We start from the raw sequence: 16377 nt of genomic DNA, 5'->3' as shown, positions 1-16377 counted from the left end.
AAAGCAGCGCTTGTGGATGCCCTGAATTGCAGCAAAAATGCCGCTATGGCGCCCTTTTAGGGCATCATGGGGCTTGCTTGACTTCATTCGGGCTTTCCGATTGACTGGGCCTGCAAGCCCCCATTGATTGATATTTTTAACAACAAAGGTGTTGCATCATGTCGGTACCCCCGCGTGCCGTTCAGCTTAACGAAGCGAACGCGTTCCTTAAGGAACATCCTGAGGTTCTCTACGTTGACCTTCTGATTGCAGATATGAATGGTGTGGTGCGCGGCAAGCGCATTGAGCGCACCAGCCTCCACAAGGTTTACGAGAAAGGCATCAACCTGCCGGCCTCCCTCTTCGCATTGGATATCAACGGTTCCACGGTCGAAAGCACTGGCCTGGGCCTGGACATCGGCGACGCCGACCGTATCTGCTATCCGATCCCCGACACTCTTTCCAACGAGCCTTGGCAGAAGCGCCCTACCGCGCAGTTGCTGATGACCATGCACGAAATCGAAGGTGCACCGTTCTTCGCCGACCCGCGGGAAGTCCTGCGTCAGGTCGTGGCCAGGTTCGACGAGATGGGCCTGACCATCTGCGCCGCGTTCGAGCTGGAGTTCTACCTGATCGACCAGGAGAACGTGAACGGCCGTCCACAGCCGCCACGCTCGCCGATTTCCGGCAAACGTCCGCAATCGACCCAGGTTTATCTGATCGACGACCTCGACGAATACGTCGACTGCCTCCAGGACATCCTCGAGGGTGCGAAGGAACAAGGCATTCCGGCTGACGCCATCGTCAAGGAAAGCGCCCCGGCGCAGTTCGAAGTGAACCTGCACCACGTCGCCGACCCGCTGAAGGCCTGCGATTACGCGGTTCTGCTCAAACGCCTGATCAAGAACATCGCCTACGACCATGAGATGGACACCACCTTCATGGCCAAGCCTTACCCGGGCCAGGCGGGCAACGGTCTGCATGTTCATATCTCGGTGCTGGACAAAGATGGCAAGAACATCTTCACCAGCGAGGATCCCGAGCAGAACGCCGCGCTGCGTCACGCGATCGGCGGTGTGCTCGAGACCCTGCCAGCGTCAATGGCGTTCCTCTGCCCGAACGTCAACTCGTACCGTCGTTTCGGTGCCCAGTTCTATGTGCCGAACGCACCAAGCTGGGGTCTGGACAACCGCACCGTGGCCCTGCGCGTTCCGACGGGCACCCCGGACGCTGTGCGTCTTGAACACCGCGTAGCCGGTGCCGACGCCAACCCGTACCTGTTGATGGCCGCCGTGCTGGCGGGCGTGCACCACGGCCTGACCAACAAGGTCGAGCCGAACAAGCCGGTCGAAGGCAACGCCTACGAACAGGTTGAGCAGAGCCTGCCGAACAACTTGCGTGATGCCCTGCGCGAGCTGGATGACAGCGAGATCCTCAACAAGTACATCGATCCGAAGTACATCGACATCTTTGTCGCGTGCAAGGAAAGCGAGCTGGAGGAGTTCGAACACTCCATCTCCGACCTCGAGTACAACTGGTACCTGCATACCGTGTAAATGAAAACGCCGCCTGATCAGGCGGCGTTTTTTTATGGGCGCAATACCTACAACGTCTTCTCGAAGATCTTCGAATTGCGCTGATAGTTGTACAGCGACGCCCGCGCCGCCGGCAGCCGCTCGACCCCGCTCGGCACAAACCCGCGCTCGCGGAACCAGTGCGCCGTCCGGGTCGTCAACACGAACAGCGTTTTCAGCCCCAACGCCCTCGCCCGCGTCTCGATGCGCTCCAGCAGATCATCACCGCGACCGCCATGGCGGTACTCCGGATTCACCGCCAGGCACGCCAGCTCACCCGCATCGGAATCGGCAATCGGGTACAGCGCCGCACAGGCGATGATCACGCTTTCGCGCTCCACCACGCTGAACTGCTCGATCTCGCGCTCCAGTACCTCGCGGGAACGACGCACCAGAATGCCCTGCTCTTCCAGCGGGCTGATCAGTTCCAGCAAGCCGCCGACATCCTCGATCGCCGCCTCCCGCACCAGTTCGAACTGCTCCTGCGCAACCAGCGTGCCGCCGCCTTCGCGGGTGAACAGCTCGTTGAGCAGCGCGCCGTTCTCGGCGTAGCTGACGATATGACTGCGGGCCACGCCGCCCCGGCAGGCTTCGGCGGCGGCATCCAGCAGCTCGGCCTGGTAGTCGGAGCCGAGGCGTTCCAGGTGAGGCGCCACCTGCTGCGGACGGATTTCCCGAACCAGACGCCCCGTAGCGTCCAGCAGACCCGGCTCGGCACCGAACAGCAGCAGCTTGTCCGCCTCCAGTTCGATGGCGGCGCGGGTCGCGACGTCTTCGCACGCCAGGTTGAAGATTTCACCCGTGGGCGAATAGCCCAGCGGCGACAGCAGGACGATGGAGCGCTCGTCCAGCAGGCGACTGATGCCCTTGCGGTCGACCCGGCGCACTTCACCGGTGTGGTGATAGTCCACGCCTTCCAGCACGCCGATCGGCCGCGCGGTCACTAGGTTGCCCGAGGCCACCCGCAACCGCGAGCCCTGCATCGGCGAGGCGGCCATGTCCATGGACAGCCGCGCTTCGATGGCGATGCGCAGTTGGCCCACCGCATCGATCACGCACTCCAGGGTCGCCGCGTCGGTGATGCGCAAACCGTGGTGGTAATGGGCGCTCAGACCGCGAGCGCTCAGGCGGCTTTCGATTTGCGGGCGGGAACCGTGCACCAGCACCAGACGAACCCCGAGGCTGTGCAACAGCACCAGGTCGTGGACGATATTGCCGAAGTTGGGGTGGTCGACCCCGTCGCCCGGGAGCATGACCACGAAAGTGCAGTCCCGGTGAGCATTGATGTAAGGCGAAGCATGACGCAGCCAATTGACGTATTCGGGCATAACCTGAGCCTGTAGAAATGAAGACAAGAACGGAACAGCAACAGCGCTCGAAGGGTTATCGTCGCAGCAGGCAAGGCGTCACACGCGTTCTCCTATGCAAGGCAAGGTGGCTCAGCGGCCGGTGGCCGGGCTGAGGCAGTAATGTTGGATCAACTCACGCAACACACGCACTGTAGGGTCCAGGCGTGACAGTTCAAGGTACTCGCCGGGCTGGTGGGCGCAGGCGATGTCACCGGGGCCGAGGACCAGAGTCTCGCAGCCCAGGCGCTGAAGATAAGGCGCTTCGGTGCCGAAGGCTACTGCCTCGGCCACATGACCGGTAAGACGTTCGGCCAGTCGCACCAGTTCCGCATCGGCGCTCTGTTCGAATGGCGGCACCTCCGGGAACAGCGGCGCATAGTCGATCGTCACCTGATGCTGCTCGGCCAGCGGCGCCAGCTTGCCGCGAATCGCCGCGCGCAGCACCTGCGGGTCCATGCCCGGCAGCGGGCGCAGGTCGAACTCCAGGGCGCATTGACCACAGATCCGGTTGGGGTTGTCGCCACCGTGGATGCAGCCGAAGTTCAGGGTCGGCTGGGGCACGCTGAACTGGCTGTTGTTGTACTCGCGCTGCCATTGCTGGCGCAGTTCCATCAAGGCGCCCATGACCTGGTGCATCGCTTCCAGGGCGCTGTGGCCCAGGGACGGATCCGACGAATGGCCACTGCGCCCAAGAATATCGATGCGTTCCATCATCACGCCCTTGTGCAGACGGATCGGCTTCAGCCCGGTCGGCTCGCCGATCACCGCGGCGCGACCCAGCGGACGACCCGCCTCGGCCAGGGCGCGGGCGCCGGACATCGAGCTTTCTTCATCACAGGTCGCCAGGATCAGCAGCGGCTGGCGGAACGGCTGATCGAGCAACGGCCGGACCGCCTCGATGATCAACGGGAAGAAACCCTTCATGTCGCACACGCCGAGTCCGACCCAGCGATCACCGACTTCCGTCAGCGTCAGCGGGTCGCTTTTCCACAATTGCGGATCGTAGGGCACCGTGTCGCTGTGCCCGGCCAGCACCAGCCCGCCGGGGCCGCTGCCGTAACTGGCGAGCAGGTTGAACTTGCCCGGCGTGATCTGCTGGATCTCGCAGGTGAAACCCAGGTCGCCGAGCCAGCCGGCAAGCAGATCGATCACCCCCCGGTTGGACTGGTCCAGATCCGGTTGGGTACAACTGACCGAGGGCGCGGCGATCAACGCGGCGAACTGGTCCTTGAGCGATGGCAGCGGCATGCGCGTTCTCCTGGAAACGAGGCCCATCATAGGGCCATCGGCCACCTTGAATAAACCGCGAGCGGTCGAGTCCTGTACACTGCACGGCCAAGACGTCCCCGCCCTTCTGGTTACCCAGCAATGAACAAAGAAACCGAAATCAAACTGCGGATCAGCCGCGAGACCCTCGCCGCGCTGCGTGAGCACCCATTGCTGAAGAAGCGCAACAAGTCCGGCTGGCAGCAGCGTGAGCTGCTCAACCAGTACTTCGACACCCCAGAGCGCGATCTTGCTGCAGCCAAAGTCGCCCTGCGCCTGCGCCGCGACGGCGACGTGGTGATCCAGACTCTGAAAACCCGCGGCCAGAGCGTTGCCGGCCTGTCCGAGCGCAATGAGTTCCAGTGGGAGCTGCCCAAGGCCAAGCTGGACCTGAAGAAGCTCGACGACCAGTGCTGGCCCGCCGAACTGGCGGAGCTGGACAAGAAAACCATCAAGCCGCTGTTCACCACCGATTTCGTCCGCGAATACGCTGATATCGCCTGGGGCCGCGGCAAGTCCAAAGTGGTGATCGAGGCCGCCCTGGACCTCGGCACCGTTATCGTCGGCAAGCAGAAGGAAGAAATCTGCGAGCTGGAGCTGGAACTGCGCGAAGGCGAGCCAGCAGCCCTGCTGGAACTGGCTGCCGAACTGGCGGCGACGCTGCCGCTGTTCCCTTGCGATATCAGCAAGGCCGAGCGCGGCTACCGTCTGCTTGATCCGGCCAGCTATCAGCTCAGCCTGCCCGCCGCCGAACTGACCCCGGAAATGACGCTGGACGACGCCTTTGCCGCCATCGCCTGGCAGTTGCTCGGCAGCAGCCAGCGCCTGGCCGAGCAATACCGTTACAACGGCCACTGGCGCCTGCTGCAGGACTGGGTGCAGTGCCTCGCCGAACTGCGCGGCCTGGCCAGCAGCCTCGGCCAGGCGGCACCGCGCGCCACCACCCGTGCCCTGCGCGGCAGCCTCGACGCCCTGCTGGAAGACTGGCGCACAGTGGTCCTGGCCGGCAATGACGACGAAGACGTCCGCCGCGCCGCCCCTGAGCAGTTCGCCGAAGAACTGCTGGACACCCGCTGGGGCCAGTTCTCCCTGGACACCTCGCGCTGGCTGCTGGCCCGTGCCTGGACCGTCGACCGCAACAAGCGCGGCGACCGCCAGGGCGCAGCACCTCTGGCCAACTGGCTGACCGTGGAATTCGGCGACGAGGCCAAGGCCCTGCAACTGCCGCTGTACCAGCAGCAGCCGGAAGACCTCGCCGAGCAACTGCCGCGCATCGAGCGCCTGCTGGCCTGGCTGCACCACGCCCGCGACGTGCTGGAAGTGCCAGAACTGGACCGCCTCTACGGCGAGCTGAGCAAGCTGCAACAACTGGCCTGCCTGCCGATCAGCGACGAAGTGCTCGACGCCCGCGTCCAGCAAGCCTTCGCCGTTGCCCAGTGCCGCGGCTGGAAACAACTGGCGCGCAAATAAGCCAGGGTCGCGGATTATGCTGGGGCTGCTTTGCAGCCCTTCGCGAGCAAGCTCGCTCCCACATGTGTTCCCTTGTTTAGAACCCTGTGGGAGCGAGCTTGCTCGCGAAGGGCCGCAAAGCGGCCCCAATCTTCACCGCATCAGCGGCAGGCTGGTGGTGGATTTGATCTCCGACAGCGCCACCGTCGAATTGACCTCCTGAATCCCCGGCACCAGCGACAGCTTTTCGAAGAAGAAGCGCTCGTAGGCCTCGATATCCGAGGTGACGATCCGCAGCAGAAAATCCACCGCCCCCATCAGCACATAACACTCCAGCACTTCCGGAAACCCGCGAATCGCCTCGGTGAATTCGGCGAAGTTCGAGCGCCCGTGGGCATTGAGCTTCACCTCGGCGAAGATCTGCGTATTCAGCCCCACCTTCTTGCGATCGAGCAGGCTCACCTGCGCACGGATCACCCCCTCCTCCTTCAAGCGCTGAATACGTCGCCAGCACGGTGACTGCGAAAGCCCGACCCGCTCTGCCACCTGCGCGCTGGACAACGAAGCGTCCTCTTGCAGCACGGCGAGGATGCGGCGGTCGTAAGTGTCCAGCTCGATTTGCATGATTATTTCTCTCATCTGCACATGGACGAATTGAACAATTCGAAAAAAGCTCGTATCGGCCAATGATAGGAAAATAATCTCCGACACGCCGTGTAAAAATTCCTCCATCGTTTTTGGAGAACACCCATGACCGTACTCGAACGGCCTGACCACTTCGCCGCCCCGCAGCTTTTCGAACCCACAGTTGCCTGCAACGAGAACAACAAGGTTCGCTACCACTACCAGCTGCAAGCCGAAGCCGAGTCGGACAGCCTGTGCCGGGTGCTCAACCTGTTCGCCCTGCAATGCCTGATGCCGCACGGGGTAAACATGCGTCAGGAAGCCGACCTGCTGCACATCGATATCGCCATCGACGGCCTGAACTGGAACCGCGCCCAGTTGATTGCGCAAAAAATGCGCAACCTGGTGTGTGTCTGCGAAGTGGCCGTGCTCACCGCGCTGCTGCCGGCCAACCCACAGCGGGTCGGCTGGCACGGATAAATCCGGCAACGCTTGCGTCCCGACGGTGCGCGCCACGACGGCTAGCCTTGGCTGCTACGAAGCGCACACAAGGACGTCGCATGCCCGCCCCCGCCCCCGACCGCACGCTGGCCCTTCCCAGCCTGCTCGATGAACTGATCGCCCAACGGCGTATCGCGCCCCAGGCCCGCCAGCACTTCAGCGGTGCCACGCACGCCGACCATCCCCTCGAATGCATCGCCCGCCAGCGCCTGGATGATCTGCAGCGTCCCGGCCACACACTCGACCTGGACAACCTCTGCCAATGGCTTGCCGAGCAGGCCAGACAACCTTTTCTGCGCCTCGACCCGCTAAGCATCGATCTCGCCGGAATGACCGGGCTGATGTCGGCGGCCTTCGCCCGTCGGCACGGCATTCTTGCCGTGGCCCAGGACCGTGACAGCGTCACCGTCGCCAGCGCCGAGCCGTATGTGTGCGGCTGGGAGACGGACCTGGCCCAGGTACTCAAGCGCCGGGTGCTGCGGGTTGTCGCCAGCCCCGAACGGATTCGCCAGTTGAGCCAGGACTTCTTTCGCCTCGCCCATTCGGTCAGCGGCGCCAGCCACCTGGACATGCCCGCGCCCGCGAGCGGCGATCTGGAGCAGTTGCTGGAACTGGGCGATGGCCAGCACGACGCCGATGACGCACACATCGTCAGCATCGTCGACTGGCTGCTGCAATACGCCTTCGAGCAACGCGCCAGCGATATCCACCTCGAACCCCGCCGCGACCAAGGCCGGCTGCGCCTGCGCATCGACGGCGTGCTGCACGACACCTATCCCTTCCCGCCCGCAGTGACCCTGGCGATCACAAGCCGCCTGAAAAGCCTCGGGCGCATGAATGTTGCGGAAAAACGCCGCCCGCAGGACGGCCGAATCAAAACCCGCACCCCGGCCGGCGACGAGGTGGAACTGCGCCTGTCGACCCTGCCGACCACCTTCGGCGAGAAGCTGGTAATGCGCATCTTCGACCCGCAGTTGCTGCGCCAGGACTTCAACGGCCTGGGCCTGGACGGCGACGAACTGACCCGCTGGCAAGCCATGCTGCGCCAGCCCCACGGCATCATCCTGGTGACCGGCCCGACCGGCTCGGGCAAGACCAGCACCCTCTACAGCGCCCTCAAGCAACTGGCCACGCCGCAGGTCAACGTCTGCACCCTGGAAGACCCGATCGAAATGGTCGAGCCGGCCTTCAACCAGACCCAGGTGCAGCCCGGCATCGACCTTGGTTTTGCCAACGGCGTGCGTGCGCTGCTACGCCAGGATCCGGACATCATCATGGTCGGCGAGATCCGCGATCTGGAAACCGCCCAAGTGGCGATTCAGGCCGCACTGACCGGGCATCTGGTGTTGTCCACGCTGCACACCAACGATGCCAGCGGCGCGATTGGCCGGTTATTGGAGCTTGGCGTTGCACATTATTTGATCAAGTCGACCTTGGTGGGCGTGGTCGCCCAACGGCTGGTGCGCACGCTGTGTGTCGCGTGCAAGGCGCCGGGCGAGGCCAGCGCGGTGGGCTGCAAGGAGTGCCGGCAAACCGGCTATCAGGGGCGCACGGGCCTGTATGAAGTACTGACTGTGAGTGACGGGCTCAAGGCGCTTATCAGCGGGGACTGCGACCTGACGAGCTTGCGCCAGCGGGCACGGGCCGAGGGCATGTTCGACCTGCGGGAGAACGGGCTGCGCAAGGTGGCGGCGGGGGTGACCACCGCGGTGGAGGTGGATCGGGTTTCGGCGTAGTGCCATCGGGAACTTGTTGCGGGGCCGATGTCCAAATTCGGCCTCATAAAGCAACACCACCCCCGTAGGAGCGAGCTTGCTCGCGATGACCTACCCAAAATCCCCCGGAGCCCTGGAACCATGCGTCGCCCCTTTGCCATCGCCACCCTCACCCTGCTGTCCCTCGCCTCGGCCTCGGCCATGGCCGATCCCTTCTGGCGCAACGTGATTTCTTCGGGTGCGACCACCGCCTCGACCTACCTGACCTCCCGCGACCACAAGCTGGTCGCCGCCGCGCAGGATGATGCCGGCAGCTTCGTCGCCAGCGAAGGCGCGATCCGCGGTCCGTTCCTTGAAGCCGCCCTGCGCCAGGCCCGCGTGGAAAACCCGAGCCTCAACGCCAGCGACATGGAACTGGCCAACGCCATCCTCGCGCGCAACAGCGCAATCACCGAGTGACATCTGCGGGCGACCCGGCCGGGTCGCCCGTCTTCCTTCAGCGGTAATCCTCCACCGGCACGCAGGCACAGAACAGGTTGCGGTCGCCGTAGACGTTGTCTACGCGGTTCACCGCCGGCCAATACTTGTGCGCCTTGGCGTGGGCACTGGGCGCCACGCCCTGCTCGATGCTGTAGGGCCGATCCCACCGCGCCAGCACATCCGCGAGGGTATGCGGCGCACGCTTGAGCGGATTGTCCTCGGCGGGCCAGTTGCCGTTCTGCACTTCGGCGATTTCCGCACGGATGCTCAGCATCGCTTCGACAAAACGGTCCAGCTCGGCCTTCGGCTCACTCTCGGTGGGCTCCACCATCAACGTTCCCGGCACCGGGAACGACATGGTCGGGGCATGGAAGCCGTAATCCATCAGGCGCTTGGCGACGTCTTCCTCACTGATCCCGGTCTGCGCTTTCAGCGGCCGCAGGTCGAGGATGCATTCATGGGCCACCCGCTCGTTGCGCCCGCGATAGAGCACCGGAAATGCCCCGCCGAGGCGCTGGGCCAGGTAGTTGGCGGAAAGAATCGCCACCTCGCTGGCATCGGCCAGTTGCGGGCCCATCATCGCGATGTACATCCAGCTGATCGGCAAGATGCTCGCACTGCCCCACGGCGCAGCGCTGACCGCGCTGTTCTGCGGATCAGGCCCCGGCACCGGCACCACCGGGTGGCTGGCGACGAACGGCGCAAGGTGTGCGCGTACGCCAATCGGACCCATGCCCGGACCGCCACCGCCATGGGGAATGCAGAAAGTCTTGTGCAGGTTCATGTGCGATACATCGGCGCCAATATCGGCCGGCCGCGCGAGTCCGACCTGGGCATTGAGGTTGGCGCCGTCCATGTAAACCTGGCCACCGTGGCTGTGGATAACTTCGCAGATTTCGCTGATGCCTTCCTCGTACACGCCGTGGGTCGAGGGGTAGGTCGCCATCAGGCAGGACAGCCGCTCCCCGGCCTCCGCCGCCCGGGCCTTGAGGTCTTCCAGATCGACGTTGCCGGCCGTGTCGCAGGCGACAATCACCACCTGCATGCCGGCCATCTGCGCCGACGCCGGGTTGGTACCGTGGGCCGAGGCCGGGATCAGGCAGATATCGCGCTGCCCCTGCTGACGACTGCGGTGGTATTTGCTGATCGCCAGCAGGCCGGCGTATTCGCCTTGCGCGCCGGAGTTGGGCTGCATGCAGATGGCATCGAAACCGGTGATCGCGCACAGCCAGCTTTCCAGCTCATCGATCATCGCCTTGTAGCCCGCCGCCTGGGTCAGCGGCACGAACGGGTGCAAGTCGGCAAACCCCGGCCAGGTGATGGGGATCATCTCGCTGCTAGCGTTGAGCTTCATGGTGCAGGAGCCCAGCGGGATCATCGACTGGTTCAGCGCCAGGTCCTTGTTTTCCAGTTGCTTGAGATAACGCAGCATCTCGGTTTCGCTGTGGTGCAGGTTGAAGACCGGGTGCGTCAGGTAATCGGACTGGCGCAGCAGCGCGGCGGGGATGCCGGCGGGCAGGTCTTCGCCGTCCAGCGCGTCAACCTGCAGGCCGTGGTCGGCACCAAGGAAGATGTCGAACAGGCGCAGCACGGTGGTTTCGTCGCAGGTCTCGTCGAGACTCACGCCGAGGTGGCCGCGACCGAGAATACGCAGGTTGATCCGCGCCGCTTCGGCGCTCTGGATGATCGCCGTCTGGCTGCCGCCGACGTCCAGGGTCAGGGTGTCGAAGAAGTGCGCGTTCAGCCGTTGGACGCCGTTGCGCTCCAGGCCAGCGGCAAGAATGGTGGTCAGCCGGTGCACGCGCTGGGCGATGCGCCGCAGCCCGTCGGGGCCGTGATAGACGGCGTAGAAGCCGGCGATGTTGGCCAGCAGTACCTGCGCGGTGCAGATGTTCGAGTTGGCCTTCTCGCGGCGGATGTGTTGTTCGCGGGTTTGCAGGGCCATGCGCAGCGCCAGGCTGCCGCGAGCGTCCTTCGACACGCCGATGATGCGCCCGGGCATGGCCCGCTTGAATTCGTCACGGCAAGCGAAATAGGCCGCATGCGGCCCGCCGTAGCCCATGGGCACGCCGAAACGCTGGGTCGAGCCGAGCACCACATCGGCGCCCTGCTCGCCCGGCGGCGCCAGCAGCAACAGGCTGAGCAGGTCGGCGGCGACACAGGCGATCGCCTGCTGCCCGTGCAAATGCTCGATGGCCGGGCGCAGGTCATGCACGCCGCCGTGGGTGTTGGGGTACTGCAGCAGCGCGCCGAACACCTGGTGCTTGCCCAGATTCTCCAGCGAGTCGACGATCAGTTCGAAGCCGAAGCCTTCGGCGCGGGTCTGCAGCACCGAGAGGGTTTGCGGGTGGCAGTGCTCGTCGGCGAAGAACAGGTTGCTGCGCGATTTCGCCACCCGTTTGGCCAGGGCCATGGCTTCGCCCGCGGCGGTGGCTTCGTCCAGCAACGAGGCATTGGCCAGGTCCAGCCCGGTCAGATCGATGACCATCTGCTGGAAATTCAGCAAGGCTTCCAGGCGACCTTGGGCGATTTCTGGCTGATAGGGCGTGTAGGCGGTGTACCAACCGGGGTTTTCCAGCACGTTGCGCAGAATGACAGTGGGCGTGCGCGTGCCGTGGTAGCCCATGCCGATGAGGCTGGTCCACACCTGGTTCTGTTCGGCGTAACCACGCAGACGCGCCAGCGCTGCCTGTTCATCCAGGGCCGGTGGCAACTCGAGGGGGCGATTGAAACGGATGCCGGGTGGCACCGTCTGTTCGATCAGTTCACTGCGGCTGGCAACGCCCAGCACATCGAGCATGGCGTGCTGCTCGGCGGCATCGGGGCCGAGGTGGCGGCGCAGGAAAGCATTGGGGTCTTGCAGTTGGCTCAGGGACGGCAACAAGGACATAGCGGCTCTCTCTTCCTAGACCAAGCCCCGAGGTAGGCCGGGGCCTATTGAGTCTAGGAAGGGATTACCGATTGCGTGGGAATTTTGGGGAGCGCATCGCGACGGTCCGCCGCGATCAGCCTCCCCCAAAACATCACTCGCCGATAGCAGCCTTGTAGCCCGCCGCGTCCAGCAGCTTTTGCAGCTCAGCCGGGTTGGACGGCTTCAGCTTGAAGATCCACGCGCCGTACGGGTCTTCGTTCAGTTGCTCCGGGCTGTCGGCCAGGTCTTCGTTCACGGCGATGACTTCGCCGCCAACCGGGGCGTAGATGTCCGAAGCGGCCTTGACCGATTCCACCACGCCAGCCGCATCACCCTGGCCAAACACCTTGCCCACTTCCGCCAGCTCGACGAATACCACGTCACCCAGGGCTTCCTGGGCGTGATCACTGATACCGACGGTCACGGTGCCATCGGCCTCAAGCCGCGCCCATTCATGGCTTTCGGCAAAACGCAGGTCGGCGGGAACATTGCTCATAATTGTTTTTCCTCAACAGGTCAGCGGTCGGCCCGCCGGAATGAATTCAGATCAGGATCCTGCCATGACGCACGAACGTCGGCTTGACCACCCGCACCGGGTACCACTTGCCGCGGATTTCCACTTCGGCACGGTCGGCGGTCGCCATTGGAAGGCGCGCCAGAGCAATTGCCTTGCTCAGCGTAGGAGAGAAACTACCACTGGTTATCTCCCCTTCGCCAATTTCAGCAACACGAACCACCTGATGGGCACGCAGGACGCCGCGTTCTTCCAGCACCAGGCCCACCAGTTTCTGCGAAATACCACGGGCTTTTTCCGCTTCCAGCGCCTGGCGGCCAATGAAATCACGCCCTGCGGGATCCCAGGCGATGCTCCAGGCCAGGTTCGAGGTCAGCGGCGAATGCGCCTCGTCGATATCGTTGCCGTACAGGTTCATCCCGGCTTCCAGGCGCAGCGTGTCGCGGGCGCCGAGGCCGCTCGGGGCGATGCCGGCGCCGACCAGATCGTTGAAGAATGCGGGCGCCTGCAAGGCCGGCAGGATGATTTCCAGACCGTCTTCACCGGTGTAGCCGGTGCGGGCGATGAACCAGTCACCTTCGAACTGCCCTTCGAACGGCTTGAGGCTGCGGATCAGCTCGGCGCGTGCGGAACTGAGCAGCTCGGCAACCTTCTCCCGCGCCTGCGGGCCCTGGATCGCGAGGATCGCCAGCTCAGGGCGCTCGCGGAACTGCACTTCGAAGCCGCTCTTGTGCGCTTCGAGCCAGGCCAGGTCCTTGTCGCGGGTCGCGGCGTTGACCACCAGGCGATAGCCGTCGGCCAGGCGATAGACGATCAGGTCGTCGATCACACCGCCTTCATCGTTGAGCAGGGTGCTGTAGAGGGCCTTGCCGATCTCGCCGAGGCGGGCGACATCGTTGGTCAGCAGATGACGCAGCCATTCGGTGGCATCGACACCGCTGATGTCGATCACCGTCATGTGCGAAACGTCGAAAACTCCGCAGTCGCGACGCACTTGATGGTGCTCCTCGACTTGCGAACCGTAATGCAGGGGCATATCCCAACCGCCAAAATCGACCATCTTGGCGCCAAGCGCCAGGTGCAGGTCATACAGAGGCGTACGCTGTCCCATGGGTTTCTCCTTCCGGGCGTGGCGAAGCTGCGGCAGACGGCAGCGTTCCTGCTACCCAGCCAGTGGCCGGCCGCAGCGAATGCCGCGCATTGTATCCGCAAGGCGGCCGGGTTACATCCTCAGCGACTTTGACCGGGGTGACGGGCAGAACGCCGAATCAGTCCGATGACCGGCAGCAGCCCCACCAGAACCAGTGTCAGCGCTGGCAACGACGCCCGCGCCCACTCGCCTTCGCTGGTCATCTCGAAGACCCGCACCGCCAGCGTGTCCCAGCCGAACGGGCGCATCAGCAGGGTCGCCGGCATTTCCTTGAGCACATCGACGAACACCAGCAGCGCTGCGCTCAACGCACCGGGCACCAGCAACGGGAGATACACCTTGAAAAACAATCCCGGGCCACTGACCCCAAGGCTGCGCGCCGCTTCCGGCAACGATGGGCGGATACGCCCGAGGCTGTTTTCCAGCGGACCATAGGCCACGGCAATGAAGCGCACCAGATACGCCAGCAACAACGCCGACAGGCTGCCCAGCAACAGCGGCTTGCCCGCCCCGCCGAGCCAGCCGGAGAGCGGAATCACCAGTTCGCGATCGAGGTAACTGAACGCCAGCATGATCGCCACCGCCAGCACCGAGCCGGGCAACGCGTAACCAAGATTGGCCAGACTGACGCCGACGCGGATGCCCCGTGCCGAGGACTGGCGGCGGGCGAAGGCCAGCAACAGCGCCGCGCTGACGGTGATCAGCGCCGCCATGGCGCCGAGGTACAGCGTGTGCAGGATCAGGCCGGTGTAACGCTCATCGAGGTCGAAGCGCCCGCGCTGCCAGAACCACGCCAGCAATTGCAGCACCGGAATGACGAACGCACAGGCGAACACCAACAGGCACCAGCCACTGGCTAACAGCGCCTTGACCCCGCGCAGGTGATACAGCGCCTTGCCGCGCGGGCGCTCGTTGCTGCCGCGCACCGCACCACGGGCGCGGTGTTCGCCGTAGAGCACCAGGATCACCGCCAGCAGCAACAGGCTGGCCAGTTGCGCCGCGCTGGACAGGCTGAAGAAGCCGTACCAGGTCTTGTAGATCGCCGTGGTGAAGGTATCGAAGTTGAACACCGAGACGGCGCCAAAGTCAGCCAGCGTCTCCATCAACGCCAGCGCCACGCCCGCACCGATGGCCGGACGCGCCATCGGCAACGCGACCCGCCAGAACGCCTTGAGCGGCGACAGCCCGAGGACCCGCGCCGCTTCCATCAGGCCCTTGCCCTGGGCGAGGAACGCGGTGCGCGCCAGCAGGTAGACGTAGGGATAGAACACCAGCACCAGAACGATGATCACCCCGCCAGTGGAACGCACCCGCGGCAGGCGCATCGGCCCGAACCACTCGCGCAGCAGCGTTTGCACCGGCCCGGAGAAATCCAGCAAGCCGACGAACACGAAGGCCAGCACATAGGCGGGAATCGCGAACGGCAGCATCAGCGCCCAGTCCAGCCAGCGCCGGCCGGGAAACTCGCAGAGGCTGGTGAGCCAGGCCAGGCTGACGCCCAGCAGAGTAACGCCCACCCCCACGCCAACCACCAGCGTCAGAGTGTTGCTCAACAGGCGGCTCATCTGGGTATCGAGCAGGTGCGACCAGATCTGCATGTCCACGCTTTGCCAGGACAACAACAAGACACTGAGCGGCAGCATCACCAGCGCGGCGATGGCGTAGACCAGGGGATACCAGCGGCGTTGGACGGGGTGCGGCAAGGAGAAAGTCTCTACGGGCGGCAGTCAATGAAAAAGCCCGCCCGGCGCGATGCCAGGGCGGGCTTGAGGGCGCAGCAAGAATAAGGCTTGAAACTCAGTTCCAGCCAGCCCGATCCATCAAGCGAATCGCTTCAGCCTGGCGCTTGCCGGCAACTTCCACCGGCAGGCTGTCGGCCTTGAAGCTGCCCCAGGCCGCGACTTCGTCGGACGGCGCGACTTTCGGGTTGGCCGGGAATTCCTGGTTGATGCCCGCGAACATCTTCTGTGCTTCTTCACCGGTCATCCACTCGACCAGCGCCTTGGCAGCTTCCGGGTGCGGTGCGTGTTTGGTCAGGCCGATGCCCGACAGGTTCACGTGGACGCCGCGATCAGCCTGGTTAGGCCAGAACAGCTTGACCGGCAGTTTCGGGTTTTCCTGGTGCAGGCGGCCGTAGTAGTAGGTGTTGACGATGCCCACGTCGCACTGGCCGGCTGCGATGGCATGGATCACGGCGTTGTCATCGGAGAACACGTCGGTGGACAGGTTGTTGACCCAGCCCTTGACCAGCTCTTCGGTTTTCTCGGCACCATGGGTTTCGATCATGGTGGCGGTCAGCGACTGGTTGTAGACCTTCTTCGCCGTGCGCAGGCACAGGCGGCCTTCCCATTGCTTGTCGGCCAGCGCCTCGTAGGTGCTCAGTTCTTCGGGTTTGACCCGGTCGGTGGAGTAGACGATGGTCCGCGCACGCAGGCTCAGGCCGGTCCAGTCATGGGACGAAGCACGGTATTGCGCGGGGATGTTGGCGTCGATCACGGCGGATTTGATCGGCTGGAGGATGCCCATCTGCTCGGCCTGCCAAAGGTTGCCGGCGTCGACGGTGAGCAGCAGGTCGGCCACGCCGTTCTCGCCCTCGGCCTTGATCCGCTGCATCAGCGGGGCTTCCTTGTCGGTGATGAACTTGACCTTCACCCCGGTCTTGGCGGTGTAGGCGTCGAAGACCGGCTTGATCAGCTCATCGATGCGCGAGGAGTACACCACCACCTCGTCCGCCGCCTGGGCAGCACCGCCAAACAGCGTGAGGGTCAGGGCGGCCAGTAAATGCTTGCGTGGCGACATCGGTAGCGCTCCTCGGAAATTCAAATGAGGCGCAAATGGTAGTTAATGTCATTTGGCATCACAAAC

The 16377-nt window shown here is 64.2% G+C and carries 13 protein-coding genes; 5 read left to right on the top strand and 8 right to left on the bottom strand.

The features are described from left to right. Positions 1-158 precede the first annotated feature (158 nt). Entirely contained in the window at positions 159-1535 is a 1377-nt protein-coding gene (locus HWV67_RS20870; RefSeq protein WP_095156416.1) for a glutamine synthetase family protein, read from the top strand. A gap of 47 nt (positions 1536-1582) precedes the next feature. Here the strand turns inward: HWV67_RS20870 and argA are convergent, their stop codons facing one another. Together argA and argE are read right to left on the bottom strand one after the other, a co-directional pair. After that, complete coding sequence (gene argA / locus HWV67_RS20865) at positions 1583-2881, bottom strand: amino-acid N-acetyltransferase (RefSeq protein WP_175652630.1); 1299 nt, start codon at positions 2879-2881, stop codon at positions 1583-1585. A gap of 111 nt (positions 2882-2992) precedes the next feature. Then, complete coding sequence (argE, locus tag HWV67_RS20860) at positions 2993-4150, bottom strand: acetylornithine deacetylase (RefSeq protein ID WP_175652629.1); 1158 nt, start codon at positions 4148-4150, stop codon at positions 2993-2995. Between the two features lie 120 nt (positions 4151-4270). On the opposite strand from argE, the gene HWV67_RS20855 reads away from it, so the two are divergent. Beyond that, the gene (locus HWV67_RS20855) at positions 4271-5638 is read left to right on the top strand and encodes a CYTH domain-containing protein (RefSeq protein ID WP_175652628.1); all 1368 of its coding nucleotides are present in this window, start codon (positions 4271-4273) and stop codon (positions 5636-5638) included. Positions 5639-5770: 132 nt separating this feature from the next. Here HWV67_RS20855 and HWV67_RS20850 read toward each other — a convergent pair whose 3' ends face one another. Continuing rightward, positions 5771-6241 carry an Lrp/AsnC family transcriptional regulator gene (locus HWV67_RS20850; RefSeq protein WP_175652627.1) on the bottom strand — a complete coding sequence of 157 codons (471 nt, stop codon included), beginning with the start codon at positions 6239-6241 and terminating at the stop codon, positions 5771-5773. 126 nt (positions 6242-6367) lie between these two features. Here HWV67_RS20850 and HWV67_RS20845 point away from each other — a divergent pair, with 126 nt between their 5' ends. The 3 genes from HWV67_RS20845 (at position 6368) to HWV67_RS20835 (ending at position 8916) form a co-directional block, all read left to right on the top strand. Further along, a complete protein-coding gene (locus HWV67_RS20845) occupies positions 6368-6721 on the top strand; it encodes a hypothetical protein (RefSeq protein ID WP_110970760.1) in 354 nt (117 codons plus the stop codon). 80 nt (positions 6722-6801) lie between these two features. Beyond that, entirely contained in the window at positions 6802-8478 is a 1677-nt protein-coding gene (locus HWV67_RS20840; protein WP_175652626.1) for a GspE/PulE family protein, read from the top strand. Positions 8479-8598: 120 nt separating this feature from the next. After that, positions 8599-8916 (top strand): DUF2388 domain-containing protein, encoded by a 318-nt coding sequence (locus HWV67_RS20835; protein ID WP_175652625.1) that lies wholly within the window; start codon positions 8599-8601, stop codon positions 8914-8916. A 37-nt stretch (positions 8917-8953) separates the two neighbouring features. Here HWV67_RS20835 and gcvP read toward each other — a convergent pair whose 3' ends face one another. From gcvP to HWV67_RS20810, 5 genes are all read right to left on the bottom strand, one after another. Then, complete coding sequence (gcvP, locus tag HWV67_RS20830) at positions 8954-11827, bottom strand: aminomethyl-transferring glycine dehydrogenase (RefSeq protein ID WP_175652624.1); 2874 nt, start codon at positions 11825-11827, stop codon at positions 8954-8956. A gap of 133 nt (positions 11828-11960) precedes the next feature. Next, positions 11961-12344 carry a glycine cleavage system protein GcvH gene (gene gcvH, locus HWV67_RS20825; protein WP_175652623.1) on the bottom strand — a complete coding sequence of 128 codons (384 nt, stop codon included), beginning with the start codon at positions 12342-12344 and terminating at the stop codon, positions 11961-11963. 46 nt (positions 12345-12390) lie between these two features. Continuing rightward, a complete protein-coding gene (gene gcvT, locus HWV67_RS20820; RefSeq protein WP_175652622.1) occupies positions 12391-13473 on the bottom strand; it encodes a glycine cleavage system aminomethyltransferase GcvT in 1083 nt (360 codons plus the stop codon). Between the two features lie 119 nt (positions 13474-13592). Then, positions 13593-15215 carry an ABC transporter permease gene (locus HWV67_RS20815; RefSeq protein ID WP_175652621.1) on the bottom strand — a complete coding sequence of 541 codons (1623 nt, stop codon included), beginning with the start codon at positions 15213-15215 and terminating at the stop codon, positions 13593-13595. A gap of 94 nt (positions 15216-15309) precedes the next feature. Beyond that, positions 15310-16311 carry an extracellular solute-binding protein gene (locus tag HWV67_RS20810; protein WP_175652620.1) on the bottom strand — a complete coding sequence of 334 codons (1002 nt, stop codon included), beginning with the start codon at positions 16309-16311 and terminating at the stop codon, positions 15310-15312. Between the last annotated feature and the right edge of the window lie 66 nt (positions 16312-16377).

Source organism: Pseudomonas sp. Marseille-P9899 (assembly GCF_903166565.1).
Taxonomy (GTDB): domain Bacteria; phylum Pseudomonadota; class Gammaproteobacteria; order Pseudomonadales; family Pseudomonadaceae; genus Aquipseudomonas; species Aquipseudomonas huaxiensis.
Note: the sequence above shows the minus strand (reverse complement) of the source record. Positions and strands in the feature narration are given on the sequence as shown.